This window comes from Rothia sp. BD8, from assembly GCF_044878465.1.
GTDB classification, from domain to species: Bacteria; Actinomycetota; Actinomycetes; order Actinomycetales; family Micrococcaceae; genus Rothia; species Rothia kristinae.
This window is the reverse complement of sequence record NZ_JANJES010000006.1, coordinates 48,828-63,796: the sequence shown is the minus strand read 5'-3', so window position 1 is coordinate 63,796 and position 14,969 is coordinate 48,828. Positions and strand designations below refer to the sequence as shown.

Sequence of the window (14,969 nt, the reverse complement as noted above, 5' to 3'; positions counted from 1 at the left end):
ACCCCGGATCCCTGTCAGTTCTGTCGTGATCCCAGGGTACATGGTTTGTCCAGCCCGTGCCCACGCGCGACGAGGCGCCGCGGCTCACAGCTGCAGGGCGTCCAGGATCTCGCCGAAGGCCTCCCCCACCCGGGTGCGCCACAGGATGTCCGCCCGGGCATCAGCCCGCCCCGGTCCGCCGTTGATCACCGCCAGCGGCAGACCGCGGGCCAGCCCGTCCAGGACGGGACGGTACCCGCTCATCACCGCCAGGGAGGACCCGGCCACCAGCAGCGCCCGGGCCTCCCGGACCATCTGGCGCGCCCGCGCCTTGCGCTCGGGCGGCACGGACTCGCCGAAGTACACGACGTCGGGCTTCAGCCGCACGGAGCCGCACACCGGGCACCCGACCATCCGGAAGCCCGCGATCTGCTGCTCGGACAGCTCCACGTCCCCGTCAGGGTTCACCGCGCGCGGATCCAGCCGGATCCGCTCCAGGTACCCCGGGTTCGCCGCCGCCAGGCGCTCATCCAGCGCCCGACGGTCCTCGCGGTGCCCGCAGTCCAGGCAGGCCACCGCATCCAGCCCGCCGTGCAGCTGGAGCACGGTCCGGGAGCCTGCGGCCCGGTGCAGCCCGTCCACGTTCTGGGTGATGATCCCGCTGAGCATGCCCGCCCGCTCCAGCTCCACCAGGGCGTGGTGCACGGGATTCGGACGAGCCCGGTCCATGATCCGCCAGCCCACGAAGGAGCGGGCCCAGTACCGGTGGGAGGCGTCGGGATCGTGCAGGAACTCCTGGTACGTCATCGGCCGGTGCCGCCGCAGCGAGCCGCGCGGTCCCCGGTAGTCCGGGATCCCGGAGTCGGTGGAGACCCCCGCCCCGGTGAGCACCAGCACCCCGCCGGCCCGCAGCAGCCCGACGATCCCGGCCAGCGCGGCCGCGGGCTCCGTGGGGCGGGCCGTCTCCTCGACCACGCGGGCGATCGAGCGCAGGGCGGCCCGGTGGGCGGCCCCCGCAGCGGCGGGGAAGGAGGAGGTCACGGGCCCAGCCTACGCAGACCGGCCGCACCGCGACGTCGGGATCCTGCGTCATCTGGGCGACGCGACGCAACGAATGGGCGGATATCTCGCGGATCACTACAGTCGGGGACAACCCGATCGCCATCCCGGAAAGGCCCCACCGTGCCCCTGCACAGCCCGCGCCTGGCGCCCCTGCGCCGTCGCCTGCCCGATCTGCCGACCCTGCGGGACTACCTGCACCTGCAGAAGCCCACCCTGGACCGCCGGGCCGCGCGCCTGGCCAAGGCCGCGGACCTGTGGGACCTGCGGCGCATCGCCAAGCGTCGCACCCCCACCGGGCCCTTCGACTACGTCGACGGCGCCGCGGAGCGGGAGATCTCCCTGGGCCGTGCCCGGCAGGTCTACGACGAGCTGGCCTTCCGCCCGCAGGTGCTGCGCGACGTCGGCTCCGTGACCCCGCAGACCACCGTGGCCGGCGCGGCGAGCGCGATGCCGCTGGTCATCGCCCCGACCGGCTTCACCCGGATGATGCACAGCGAGGGCGAGACCGCCGGGGTGCGGGCCGCCCACGCCGCGGGCATCCCCTTCACCCTGTCCACCATGGGCACCGCGACCATCGAGGAGGTGGCCGAGGCCGGGCCCGACGGGCGCCGCTGGTTCCAGCTGTACCTGGCCGGACAGGACCGCGGGATCGCCGAGGACCTCGTGGCCCGGGCCCACGCCGCCGGGTACGACACGCTGATGGTCACCGTGGACACCCCCGTGACCGGGGCCCGGCACCGGGACACCCGCAACGGCATGACCTTCCCACCGCAGCTGACCGCCAAGACGTTCCTGGATGCGGCCTGGCGCCCGGAGTGGTGGATCAACTTCCTGACCACCGAGCCCCTGGGCTTCACGAACTTCGGCTCCGGGTCCCAGTCCATCCAGGCGATCGGGTCCCTGTTCGACCCCACCCTGGCCTTCCGGGACCTGGCCTGGCTGCGCGAGCAGTGGCCCGGGACCCTGCTGATCAAGGGCGTGCAGACCCCCGAGGACGCCGAGCGGTCCGTGGCCGCCGGGGCCGACGGCGTCGTGCTGTCCAACCACGGCGGGCGCCAGCTGGACCGGGCGCCGGTGCCGCTGCTGACCCTGCCGGAGGTGCGCCGTCGGCTGGGGCCGGAGCCGACCGTGCTGGTGGACACCGGGATCATGTCCGGGGCCGACGTCGTCGCGGCGGTGGCCCTGGGCGCGGATGCGGCGATGATCGGGCGGGCCTACCTGTACGGGCTGATGGCCGGCGGCGGGGAGGGCGTGGCCCGGGCCCTGGAGATCTTCCGCTCCGAGATGGTGCGCACGATGCAGCTGATGGGCGTGGCCCGGATGGAAGAGCTGACCCCGGAGATGGTGGCCCTGGATTGGAGGAGCGCATGAGCCGCGTCGTCGGAGGAGGGCCCGCACCCGGGGCGGGGGCGGACGTGAGCGCTGGCGGTGGCACTGGAGCGGGCGTCGAGCAGGTGGGACGAACGGGGCTGCGCCCCGGGGCCGGGCGGGCGCTGATCGCGTCCATGATCGGCACGCTCGTGGAGTGGTACGACTACGCGCTGTACGGGGCGGCGGCGTCCCTGGTCATCGGCCCGCTGTTCTTCGGGGGCCTGGAGGGCGGGCAGGCGGTGGCGGCCTTCGCGACCTTCGCGGTGGGCTTCGTCGCCCGGCCGCTGGGCGGAGTGCTCATCGCGCACCTCGGGGACCGGCGCGGACGCAAGCCGGCGATGCTGCTGACCATCCTCATCATGGGGGTCTCCACGGTGGGGATCGGGCTGCTGCCCACCCACCAGAGCCTCGGGGTGTGGGCGGTGGTGCTGCTGATCCTGCTGCGCTTCACCCAGGGGCTGGGAGCCGGGGCCGAGCTGACCGGGGCGCTGACCCTCGTCGCGGAGTACACCCCGCCGGCCCGACGCGGCTTCTGGACCTCCCTGGTGCTCTCGATGCCGGCCGCGGGCTCGGCGATCGCGATCCTGAGCTTCCTGGCCGTGGCCGGGCTGGGGCAGGAGGCGTTCCTCGGGTGGGGCTGGCGGCTGCCGTTCCTGGTCTCGGTGGTGCTGTTCGCCCTGGCCATCTGGATCCGCACCCGCCTGGAGGAGTCCCCCGAGTACCGGGCGGCGATGGCCGCTCAGCGGCAGCGCCGCGAAGCCCGACGCACCCCGCTGGGCGAGGTGCTGCGCACGGACTGGAAGGGCGTGGTGCTGGGCTTCATGGCCGTGACCGGACACAACGCCAACAACTACATCATCTCCATCGTCTCCATCACCGTCATGACCACCTACGGCGGACTGGAACGCCAGCAGGCGCTGACGGCGGTGCTGCTGGCCTCGATCCTGGGGGTCCTGCTCTCCCCGGTGGCGGGTCTGGCCGCGGACCGGTTCAGCGCGGCGAAGGTCATGGGCTTCGGGGCGGTGGCCGGCGCGCTGTTCGCCGTGCCGCTGTTCCTGGGCCTGACCTCGGGCAGCTGGGCGGCGAGCCTGGGCGTGCTGTGCGTGTCCTACGGCGTGGTGCTCTCCTGCACCTCGGGCCCGCAGGGCGCGTTCGTGGCGAACCTGTTCCCCACCGAGACCCGCTTCACCGGCACCGCCCTGGCCCGGGAGACCAGCGGGGCGCTGGTCGCGGGCTTCACCCCGATGATCGTGGCCTGGCTGCTGCAGACCGCGGACGGCGCCGTCGGCCCGGCCGCCGGGTATATGGGCGTGTGCTTCGCGGTGACCGTGGCCGCCATGGTCCTGGCCCGCGGCCGCGGCAACAACCCGGCGACGCCGGGGGCGTAGGGCCGGCGGGCGTCCCGGGGCCGGCATGTCCGGGGATTCCCGGGCACGTCCGGCCCTCGGGTGCACCGAGACGGCGCTCCCGTTCCCATTCCCCCGCCCACCTGCACCGAGGCGGCGCTTTCGTTCCCAAGAATCCGGTTTCTGGGAACGAAAGCGCCGTCTCGGTGAGAGGTGGGAACGAAAGCGCCGTCTCGCGGGGCCTCCGGGGGTCAGGCGCGCTCGGAGGTGACCGTCAGGCCGTCCTCGGCGACGTCCGGGTTCACGTCCACCCGCACGGTGTCCCCGTCCCAGATCTGCCCGGCGAGGATGCCCTTGGCCAGGCGGTCGCCGACCTCCTTCTGCACCAGGCGGCGCAGGGGGCGGGCGCCGAAGGCCGGGTCGTAGCCGGTCAGGCCCAGCCACTCCTTGGCCGCGGGGGTGACGTCCAGGGTCAGGCGCCGCTGCTGCAGGCGCTGAGCCATCGCCTCGATCATCAGCTCCACGATCCGCCCCAGATCCTCGGTGGTCAGCGGGTCGAACATGATGATGTCGTCCAGCCGGTTGAGGAACTCGGGCTTGAAGGAGGCGTTGACCACGTTCATCACGGCCTCGCGCTTCTTCTGCTCCTCCTGGGTCTGATCCACCAGGAACTGCGAGCCCAGGTTGGAGGTCATGATCAGAATGACGTTGCGGAAGTCCACGGTCCGCCCCTGCCCGTCGGTCAGGCGGCCGTCGTCCAGGACCTGCAGGAGGATGTCGAAGACGTCCGGGTGAGCCTTCTCCACCTCATCCAGCAGCACCACGGAGTAGGGCCGACGCCGCACGGCCTCGGTCAGCTGCCCGCCCTCGTCGTAGCCGACGTACCCGGGAGGGGCGCCGACCAGCCGGGAGACGGTGTGCTTCTCGCCGTACTCGGACATGTCGATGCGGATCATCGCGTGCTCGTCGTCGAACTGGAACTCCGCGAGGGACTTGGCCAGCTCGGTCTTCCCGACGCCGGTGGGGCCCAGGAACAGGAAGGAGCCGATGGGCCGATCCGGGTCCGAGACCCCCGCGCGGGAGCGGCGCACGGCGTCGGCCACGGCCTGCACCGCGCAGTGCTGGCCGATCAGGCGCTTGCCGAGTTCGGCCTCCATGTGCAGCAGCTTCTCGTTCTCGCCCTGCAGCATCTTCCCGGCGGGGATCCCCGTCCAGGCGGAGATGACGTCCGCGATCTCATCGGCGGTGACCTCCTCGGAGACCATGGTGTCCCCGGCCTCGGTCTGCTCCTCAGCCCGCTGGGCCTCCTCCAGCTCCCGCTGCTTGGCGGGGATCTCCCCGTAGAGCAGTCGTGAAGCCTCCCCGAGGTTGCCCTCGCGCTGGGCGACCTCGGCCGCGGAGCGCAGCTCGTCCACCTGCTTCTTGATCTCCCCGACGCGGTTCAGCCCGGCCTTCTCCGCCTCCCAGCGGGCGTTCAGGGCGTCCAGCTCCTCGCGCCGGTCGGCCAGTTCCTGCTGCAGGGTGGCCAGCCGGTCCTGGGAGGCGGCGTCGGTCTCATTCTTCAGGGCCAGCTCCTCCATGGTCATCCGGTCCACCTGGCGGCGCAGCGCGTCGATCTCCTCCGGGGCGGAGTCGATCTCCATGCGCAGGCGCGAGGCGGCCTCGTCCACGAGGTCGATGGCCTTGTCCGGCAGCTGGCGACCCTGGATGTAGCGGTTGGAGAGATTGGCTGCGGCCACCAGTGCGGAGTCGGCGATCTGCACCTTGTGGTGCGCCTCGTAGCGCTCCTTCAGTCCGCGCAGGATCGCGACGGTGTCCTCCACGGAGGGCTCGCCGACGTAGACCTGCTGGAAGCGGCGCTCCAGGGCGGCGTCCTTCTCGATGTTCTCGCGGTACTCGTTCAGGGTGGTCGCCCCGATCATCCGCAGCTCGCCGCGGGCCAGCATGGGCTTGAGCATGTTGCCCGCGTCCATGGACCCATCGGAGCCGCCACCGGCCCCGACGAGGGTGTGCAGCTCGTCGATGAAGGTGATGACCTGCCCCTCGGACTTCTTGATCTCGTCCAGCACGGCCTTGAGCCGCTCCTCGAACTCGCCGCGGTACTTGGCGCCGGCGACCATCGAGCCGAGGTCCAGGCTGATGAGGGTCTTGCCGCGCAGGGTCTCCGGGACGTCCCCGGAGACGATGCGCTGGGCCAGGCCCTCCACCACGGAGGTCTTGCCGACGCCGGGTTCGCCGATCAGCACCGGGTTGTTCTTGGTGCGCCGGGAGAGCACCTGGATGACGCGGCGGATCTCCGCGTCCCGGCCGATGACCGGGTCCAGCTTGCCCTCGCGGGCGACGGCGGTCAGGTCCGTGCCGTACTTCTCCAGGGACTGGAAGGTGCCCTCCGGATCGGGGGTGTCCACGGTGCGTCCTCCTCTGACGTCGGGGATGGTCTGTTCGATGGCCACGGCCCCCGCCCCGGCCCGGGACAGGGCCGCGGCGGCCGGGTCCTCCGAGCCCAGCCGGGCGATGCCCAGCAGCAGCACCTCGGTGGAGACGAACTGGTCCCCGAGCTGCTGCGCGGCCTGCTGCGCGCCCTGCACGACGCGCAGGGACTGGCGGGAGAACTGGGCCTGGCCCACCGAGGACCCGGAGGCGGCGGGCAGGGCCTTGATCGCGGCCGAGGCCCGCTCGGACAGGGCGTCCACGTCCACCTCGAGGGACTTCAGGACGGCCACGGCCACGGACTGGCGCTGGTCCAGCAGGGCCTTGAGCAGGTGCGCGGGTTCGATCTGCGGGTTGCCCGCGGTCTGCGCGTTCATGTTCGCGGCGTTGAGAGCCTCTTGGCTCTGGGTGGTGAATCGGGTGTCCATGGCGGCTCCTCACGGTGGTTACAGGGCGAGGGGCGGGCCGCTACGCCCGCCGATCTGCCCACGTCTGTATCAACTACCTTGAGTCTACTCCGCTCAACTTGAGGGGGCAAGGGATTCCGTGGAGGTTTTCCACAGGTTCTGCCGTGCGATGGCGGGACTCGGGACGGGACCCGGGCGGGGCCCTGGCCGGGGCTCGGGGCCGCGGATCGGGCGGCGCCCAGAAGCCTCCGAGACCTCTGCCGCCCCCCCCCGGATCGGCCCGCCCGATCAGCCCAGGCGGCCGCCGTCGTACCCCGCGGCGTCGAGGATCTCATCCTCGGTGGCCGGGCGACCCTCCGCCGCGCGGCGCCCGCGCCGATCCTGGGTGATCGCCAGGCCCAGGGTCGCGAAGGCCGCGACGAAGGTCAGGATGCCGAAGGTGTTGCCGAAGCCGGCGGAGAGCCCGACGACGTCCGGGCCCAGCACCGCCGAGGCCGCCGAGACCACCCGCCCCTGCACCCGATCCGGGACGAGGAAGCCGAAGATCAGCGCCAGGATCCACGTGCACACCAGCGCCCCGACGATCGCCGGCGTCGTGGCCCCGCCCGGGCGGCGTCGGGCGTCGCGCAGCAGGCGCCAGCAGGCCAGGCCCATCACCGCCAGGTACACCGGCAGCACGGTCACCGCGAAGACCCCGACCAGCAGCCCACCCGCCCCGAACAGGGCGCGTCCGGCCGTGATCCACAGCCCCGTCAGCACCGTCATCGACAGGGCCGTACCGGTGCACAGGCGCACCGCGGGCGAGGGAGTGGCGGTGCGGGCGGGAGGGGTCGGGGAGGTGCTGCTCACGGTAAGCCAGTCTAGATGTTGCGGGTCACGAGTTTGTGGTCGCTCGGTAGGTAGGCAGGCCCAGAGAGGAACGAACGAACGGGGGAAGAAGGCCCGCGGTGCACGGGCCTGCCCAGGACTGCCCCATCGGCCCAACAGCACCCACGGACCGCAACAGTCAGCAGACAGCCATCGGGTCGAACTACGACTTCTCGGTAGATCACGGATAGTATCGGAGTCGTACGCCCCCCCAGGGACGCACAGACAGGAGCGCCCATGCCTTTCGACGCGCCGACACGGCGGCCACAACTTCCCGAGCCGGGGCAGGTTGTCGAGGTGCGAGGCAGTCGCTGGGCCGTCACCGACATCTCTGTCCAGGGGCTGGGGCGAAGCCCTGCCGATGAGACCCGACCTGAGACGCAGCACGTCGTAGCACTCCAGTCAACCGACGAGGACCGCCTGGGGGAGGAGCTGTCCGTAGTCTGGGAGCTAGAGGTCGGTAATACTCTGCTTCCAGACCAAGGCCTTCCCGTACATCTGACCTCCGAAACCTTCGACGACCCCAACACTCTTGGCGCATACGTCGACGCCGTTCGTTGGGGTGCTGTGACCAGCGCAGACGAGAGTTCTTTCCAGTCACCGTTCCGCTCGGGCGCTAACGTCGAGGCGTACCAGCTCGAGCCTCTCCGACGTGCGCTCTCTTCCGCACGCACGAACCTCCTGCTCGCTGACGACGTCGGGCTTGGCAAGACCATCGAAGCCGGACTGGTCATCCAAGAGCTGCTGCTGCGGCACCGAGCGCAGACCGTTGCGATCGTGTGCCCGCCGAGCCTGGCGATCAAGTGGCAGGAGGAGATGCGCGAGAAATTCGGTTTAGACTTCGTCATTATCAACCGAGAGAGACTCGCCGAGGACCGCCGCAGACACGGACTAGGTGCCAACCCCTTCCGTCTCCACCGGCGCGTCATCGTGTCCATGGCATGGCTGCCGACGCCCCGAGCGAGACGGCTGCTGCGCGAGATCTATCAGACGGCAGACGGAAGATCCGCGCAATCGTACGCCTTCGACATCCTGGTGGTAGACGAAGCACACCACGTCGCTCCGTCCAGCCCGAGTTCTATCGGCGGTGGCCGAGGATACGCCGTCGACAGCAAACGGACAATCGCGGTGGCTGAGTTGGCCAAGCGCTGCGAGCATAGACTGTTCCTCAGCGCCACACCGCACAACGGATACTCCGAGTCCTTCACAGCCCTGATGGAGATGATCGACGACCGACGCTTCGCCCGTGGCGCGACGATCGATGAGAAGGCCCTGGCCGACGTGACGGTGCGCCGCCTCAAAACCCAGCTGACCGAGAAGGACTTCAAAGACCGACAGATCAAGACCATCCCCTTTGAGCCGGAACGGGACGAGGAGGAGAACTTCTCCGCCCTCGTCGATCTGCTCGAGGCAAGCGCCAAGGCCAATGGCAAGAGCACGATGGGCGATCTTCTCGGGGTGCTGCTGCGCAAGCGACTGCTGTCGAGCCCCTGGTCATTCGCTCTCACACTGGAACAGTACAATGCGGCTCCCGACGCTTCGCTGCCCGCCCTCGAGGACCCTTACACTGAGGTCATCGGCAGCGACCAATCGGATGAGGAGGAGGGCCTCCCGGAGCATCCTGAATTCGAGGCGATGAGACATGCTAAGACAGCGCGCCCGTTGAGTGAGGCCACGCCGCAACAGATCGATCGGCTCACCGCGTGGGGTCGCGGCTTCGAAGGGCGTCCCGACTCCCGCCTGAGCGCACTCATCACGTTCCTCGATGGTTTCTGCCGGATCGGCGAGCTATGGAGCAACGAGCGAGTGGTCATCTTCACCGAGTACGCCGCGACCTTGGAGTGGATACAGCGCGTGCTGGAGTCCAAGGGGTACAGCGAGGCCCGCCTTGCCGTCATCCAAGGCAGCACATCGGCTGAGGAACGAGAGCTGATCCGTGCACGCTTCACCGCTCCTCCCGAGGAGCAGCCGATCCGTGTCCTTCTGGCCACGGACGCAGCAGGCGAGGGCATCGACCTCCAGGCGCACTGTCACCGCCTAATCAACTACGATATCCCCTTCAACCCGTCCCGCTTGGAGCAGCGGATCGGGCGCATCGACCGCTATGGGCAGCGCAACTCGCCCGAGATCTATTACCTGGCCCCGACGCGCAGCTCATCGGCGTACACCAACGATCTGAAGTTCTTCCGTCGCATCGCGGAGAAGGTCGCCACGGTCAAGGGCGACCTGGGGTCAGTCAACTCGGTGGTGGACGCCGATGTTCAGGAGCACTTCAGCCTGGAGGCCTCTCCAGCCCGAACAGTCGCAAAGAATGCCTCGTCCGCCCAGCTCACCGCACTCAAGGGTGACTTACATCTTAACGCCCAGTTGACGAATCTCGCATCCTCATACGACGAGACGAAGACCAAGCTGCACCTCACGCCGTTCAATGCTCGGCGGGTTGTCGAGACGGCTCTCGCGGCTAGCCGCGAACCGGGGTTGAAAATCAACCCCGATGATATGTACGACGAGAACGACCCAGCGACCTTCACCGTAGGACACCTTGGACACCGATGGCAGTCAACGTTGGCGGGGCTCGACACACGGCTCAATCCGGGCGTATATCGTCCGATCACCTTTGACGAGACAGCAGCCCACGAGGACCCAGAGGTTGTCCACATCCATCTCGGGCATGCGCTCATGCAGAAGTCGGCTCGTCTCCTGCGCAGCGGTCTCTTCGGCGCCTCATCTCAAATACACCGTGCTACCGCCGTGGTGGAATCGGGGATTCCCGAGTCCTGCGTTGCGGCAGTCTCACGACTGGTCCTCGTCGGACGCGGCGGACTCCGCCTACACGAGGAGGTCTTCGTCACCGGCATCCGAATACGCGGCAACGCGATGGCGGAGGACAAGGTTCACGATCTGCTTGACAAAGTGCTCGATCGCCGTGATCTGGTCCCCGCTGATCGTTCGGTGCGCTTCCAGCTCGCTGAAGCTTGGAATGCCGAAGACTCGAAGATGCGCAGGCGCCTCGAGGAAGCCATGAGGGCTCGGGCGAGGAAGCGCCAGGATGCCGTTCAGGAGAACTTGAACAAGCGCCGCGACACTGACCTGAAGCGAGTGTCGGACATCTACGCGAAATTCAGAGAGAATCTCCACCGTTCGCTGCAGGAGGCGAGGGCGGAAGAACACGAGGCAACACTGATGCTCTTCGCGGACGATCAACAGGCCCAGAGACGCCGTGACATCCGCGCCATGGAGGACCGTCTCGAAGCCCTCGGTGGTGAGGAAGAGCGAGAGCTGTCTGGAATCCGGGACCGCTACACCGATGTGCATCCATATGTCTCAGCGGCCGCAGTGGTGTTCGCTCTGACTCCGACGGACGCGGATAAGTTTGGAGGGAATCGATGACCCCTGTGACGAAAAAACTGGGCCGCACATCTGGAAGTGTCCGCGATGCCCATCGAGCCTGGCTGGAGCTGGTGGATACGGAGGGGCCGTTCATCGCCCTGCCGGTACTCGCGAAAGCATTCCCCCAAGGCATTCCTCAGGTGGATCCTACGCGTCGACAGGTGCTGGGCACGGAAAAGCAGCAATTCGAGCGCGCTCGGGACGCCTACGAGGAAGCGTTTGACCGCCAGGTTGCACTGCCCTCTTACCGGGTCGCGCGCGACACATGGGTCGAGTCGGTGTTGCGTGATCTGTTTCAGTGGGGAGATCACTGGAACCCCAATGACCCAATAGCCAGGACTATGGTGTCGTCACCAGACTGGGCTGTACAGATGCACGCCACAGGAGCGCTGCGTCGCCATGACGACGTAGGCGCACTGGTCTGGGTCATCGATCCGGTCACCGGGCTGCGGGAAGCCTGCGAAGACGGCTGGTCCGACAGCCCGATCGATCGTATGGAACTGTTGCTACGTAAGGCCGGCCTGCCGATCGGGATTGTCACGGACGGTCGCTGGTGGGGGCTGGTGAGCGCACCGCAAGGCACTCTGGCCGCCTCCGGAATCGTTGACGCACAGACATGGATCGAAGAACGCGAGGTTCTGGACGCCTTCGTCGCATTGCTCTCCCCCAGCCGGCTGCTGGGTAAGAGGACCGAGCATCGATTGAGCGCCCTCTTCGTCGACTCCGTGTTGGCCGCGGAGCAGATTACCGAGGCGCTGGGCGCGCAGGTGCGACGCGCGGTCGAGCTCGTCGTGGCGGCTCTGGACGAATCAGCGGCGGAGGCCCGCCACCGGCAGGAGCCCGATCCGCTCCCGAAGGACGGTGACGAGATCTACGCCGCTGTCGTCACCGTGCTCATGCGTGTCGTCTTCCTCCTCTTTGCGGAAGAGCGCGGGCTGCTCCCGACTGGTGAGCTATATTCGGCAGGCTACAGTCTCTCCGATCAGCGCGAGCTGTTGGAGAGACGGGCCAGAGATGAGAACGACGAAGCTCTCGACGCTACTTCCCTGACGTGGCACCGCCTCCTGGCGACGTCGATGGCCCTCTATGGCGGTGCGACATTCGAGGACCTCCGACTTCCTGCGTACGGAGGCTCCTTGTTCGACCCGCAGCGTTTCGGATTCCTCACCGCGACCACCGACCGTGGGGTGCTGGCCCTCACCGTGAGCGACAGAGTCATGCTTGAGGTGTTGCGAGCCATTCAGACGGCCAGGATCGATGGTCAGCTTCGACGGATCTCCTTCCGCGACATCGACGTGGAGCAGATCGGTTATATCTACGAAGGCCTTCTGGGATTTACCTGCCAGCGTGCGACGAAAGTTACGATAGGCTTGGACGGTAAAGACGGGGCCGAGCCGGAGATCACCTTAGAGGAGCTCGAGGAATTCGCCTCGAAGACCTCCGACGGGGCTACCTTCGGCAAGATGCTCTTCAACCGAGTCAAGAAGACCCAGCCTAGCGCTAAGGGGCTTACCGCGGCCCAGTACGCTAAACTGGCGACCACTGGAGACTCTGTGGAGGACGCCATTCAAGCCGTCCGCTCCGTCACGACCGACGAGGTACTGGGGAAACGCCTGCGCAACTGGATTGGCCTGATCCGCCGCGATCTGCGAGGCCGCCCGGTCGTTGCTCTTGAAGGAGGACTGCTGGTTGTCGAAACCGCCTCTCGGAAAAATGCCGGCGCGCACTACACACCGCGCGCGCTCGCCGAGGAGGTCGTACTCCATGCGCTGGAGCCGATCGTGTACTCCCCCGGGCCACACCAGACCGCCGACCGCAGCGCCTGGCAGTTGAAGTCATCGACGGAGATCCTCGACCTCAAGGTTGCTGACATCGCCTGTGGGTCGGGCGCTTTCCTCGTCGCGGCCGCCCGTTACCTGGCGGCCCGCCTGCAGGAGGCGTGGCAGTCCGAAGGAGTCTCCCCGGAGCTCTCGCCGACCGACAGAGAGACCAGGGCTCTCCGCGCGGTGGTGGCCTACTGCTTGTACGGGGCTGACATCAATGAGATGGCCGTCGAAATGTGCAAGCTCTCGCTCTGGCTCGTCTCCCTTGACCGCAGCCTTCCCTTCTCCTTCGTGGACGACAAGATGCTCCACGGGAATTCCCTGCTGGGCCTGACTTCTCTGCGGCAGCTGGAGAAACTGCATATCTCCCCGTCTCAAGCAACCGCCGAGATACCCAAGACAGAGCATTCGGGGAAAGGCCAGCCCACCCTAGACATCCCGGAGGACGCGTTCATAGGGCAGCTCAACCTCTCGAACCGTATCCAGAAGGCGATCTCTCTGCGACACGCGCTCACATCAGAGATCGACAACACCGACCCCATGCGTTCGGCCGCGACGAAGCGCAATCAGATGAAAGACCTAGCCAAGGTCACCCAAACGCTGCGACAGATTGCCGATGGCGTGATCGCGGCTGGGTTGCCCCTAGGAGGCAAGCCAGGGAAGCAGCTCAACAATGCTTACGATAAGCTTCGCCTCGCCGCGAGGTACGCTCTGCCGTCCTCCGACGGGCCCGCAGATCCCACCTTGCTCAACGAGCTCATTACCGAAGGTCTTACCCCCACTGTCGAGACCGACTATGCCCAGTGGCAACCTCTCCACTGGTGCCTGGAAGTCCCCGACGTGATGGCCCGGGGCGGGTTCGATGCCATCGTCGGCAACCCCCCATTCTTAGGGGGAAAGAAGATCTCCCCAGCCATGGGCAAGAATATGAGACAGTGGTGCGTTCGCCAAATTGCAAACAACACCACAGGAAATGCCGACCTTGTTTCCTATTTCTCTCTAAGGGCCACCAATCTCCTGAGGCCAACCGGAACACTGGGCCTTATTGCGACAAACAGCATCGCTCAGGGCGATACTCGGGAAGTAGGGCTGGACCAGATGGTCTCGGAGGGGTTCATTATCACCCGAGCAATTCAATCACGACCTTGGCCGGCAGCGTCAGCAAAACTAGAATATGCCTGCGTATGGGGCACCGGGGGAGCCGTTAGCAACGCCGCAACACGTGTGTGTGACGGCGTGGCAGTCGACCGCATATCCCCCCTCCTGGAAGCGGAAGGACGCGTCTCCGGAAATCCGCTGCCGCTTCGTGAGAATGTAGGCATCGCATTCCAGGGCTGCATCATCGACGGGAAGGGGTTCATCATTGAACCTGAGGAGGCGCAACAATGGATCCATGAGGAGCCCAGGAACGCCGAAGTGCTGTCCCATTTTTTGAACGGCGATGATATCGATTCCCAACCAGATACTTCGCCAAGGCGCTGGATAATTAATTTTAGGGAACTCCCAGAGAGTTCCGCCAAAACCTACACTAAACCCTGGGGGCACGTATACCACGAAGTGAGGCCGACTCGTCTCCAGAAAGATCCCATTGCCTATCCGCGCATGGTAAACGAGTGGTGGAAGTTCTGGATGCCGCGTCCCAATATGGAGAAGGCAATCTCAGGTCTGAACGAGATTCTTACGCTTGCCCGAAACAGCAACTGTCTCACACCTATACGCACACCTCGAGGCGCAGTGATGAGCGAGCAGCTGATTATTTTCGCCACTGACTCCTACGCACAACAGGCAATACTCTCGTCATCACTTCACCAGATGTGGGCCATAAAATACACTTCCACTCTGGGCTCCGGATTGCGATATACACCCAGTAAAGTTTTTATGACATTTCCGCGCCCCCGGCCATTGGTCGAACTTGATGCCATTGGTTTAATTATGCACACGGAGCTTCGCGGAATCATGTTGCGTCGAAATATGGGACTCACAACCCTTTATAATCGAATAAACAACCCTGACCTGCCAGACTCAACAGACCCGGACGTTGCGCGGTTAAGGCAGATCCATGTCGACCTGGACCAGGCCGTCATGGCGGCCTACGGATGGGATGACATACCCCTCGATCACGGGTTCAATGACTACCGCCGGATGACCCGCTGGACGGTGAGCCCGGAAGCACGTGTCGAAATCCTCGACCGCCTTCTCGAAGAGAACCACCGTCGAGCCGCGTTGCAGGAAGGCGCCCCACCAGCGGACGAGGACGATGGTGAACACGCACCAGAAGATGACTGAGAGGGAGA

General features: G+C 66.7%; 7 protein-coding genes. 4 read left to right on the top strand and 3 right to left on the bottom strand.

Annotated features, from left to right (window positions below):
- Window positions 1-84: 84 nt before the first annotated feature.
- A complete protein-coding gene (locus tag NQ707_RS06405) occupies window positions 85-1,020 on the bottom strand; it encodes a Sir2 family NAD-dependent protein deacetylase (RefSeq protein WP_061225336.1) in 936 nt (311 codons plus the stop codon).
- A 141-nt stretch (window positions 1,021-1,161) separates the two neighbouring features.
- Here NQ707_RS06405 and NQ707_RS06400 point away from each other — a divergent pair, with 141 nt between their 5' ends.
- Window positions 1,162-2,412 carry an alpha-hydroxy acid oxidase gene (locus NQ707_RS06400; RefSeq protein WP_242650380.1) on the top strand — a complete coding sequence of 417 codons (1,251 nt, stop codon included), beginning with the start codon at window positions 1,162-1,164 and terminating at the stop codon, window positions 2,410-2,412.
- 44 nt (window positions 2,413-2,456) lie between these two features.
- Window positions 2,457-3,800, top strand: a complete 1,344-nt coding sequence (locus NQ707_RS06395) for an MFS transporter (protein WP_275472509.1) — start codon at window positions 2,457-2,459, stop codon at window positions 3,798-3,800.
- Window positions 3,801-4,009: 209 nt separating this feature from the next.
- Here NQ707_RS06395 and clpB read toward each other — a convergent pair whose 3' ends face one another.
- Together clpB and NQ707_RS06385 are read right to left on the bottom strand one after the other, a co-directional pair.
- Entirely contained in the window at window positions 4,010-6,616 is a 2,607-nt protein-coding gene (gene clpB / locus NQ707_RS06390; RefSeq protein ID WP_404435139.1) for an ATP-dependent chaperone ClpB, read from the bottom strand.
- Window positions 6,617-6,883: 267 nt separating this feature from the next.
- Complete coding sequence (locus NQ707_RS06385; protein ID WP_404435137.1) at window positions 6,884-7,444, bottom strand: hypothetical protein; 561 nt, start codon at window positions 7,442-7,444, stop codon at window positions 6,884-6,886.
- Window positions 7,445-7,699: 255 nt separating this feature from the next.
- Here NQ707_RS06385 and drmD point away from each other — a divergent pair, with 255 nt between their 5' ends.
- Window positions 7,700-10,852, top strand: coding sequence for a DISARM system SNF2-like helicase DrmD (gene drmD, locus NQ707_RS06380; RefSeq protein WP_404435135.1), 3,153 nt, complete (start codon window positions 7,700-7,702; stop codon window positions 10,850-10,852).
- Window positions 10,849-14,961, top strand: coding sequence for an Eco57I restriction-modification methylase domain-containing protein (locus tag NQ707_RS06375; RefSeq protein ID WP_404435133.1), 4,113 nt, complete (start codon window positions 10,849-10,851; stop codon window positions 14,959-14,961). The genes drmD and NQ707_RS06375 overlap by 4 nt, the downstream gene beginning before the upstream one ends.
- Window positions 14,962-14,969: the final 8 nt, after the last annotated feature.

Bases quoted from the DNA above. Each gene is read 5' to 3' on its own strand.
- clpB (WP_404435139.1), bottom strand. From the start codon at position 6,616: ATGGACACCCGATTCACCACCCAGAGCCAAGAGGCTCTCAACGCCGCG.
- drmD (WP_404435135.1), top strand. From the start codon at position 7,700: ATGCCTTTCGACGCGCCGACACGGCGGCCACAACTTCCCGAGCCGGGG.
- NQ707_RS06375 (WP_404435133.1), top strand. From the start codon at position 10,849: ATGACCCCTGTGACGAAAAAACTGGGCCGCACATCTGGAAGTGTCCGC.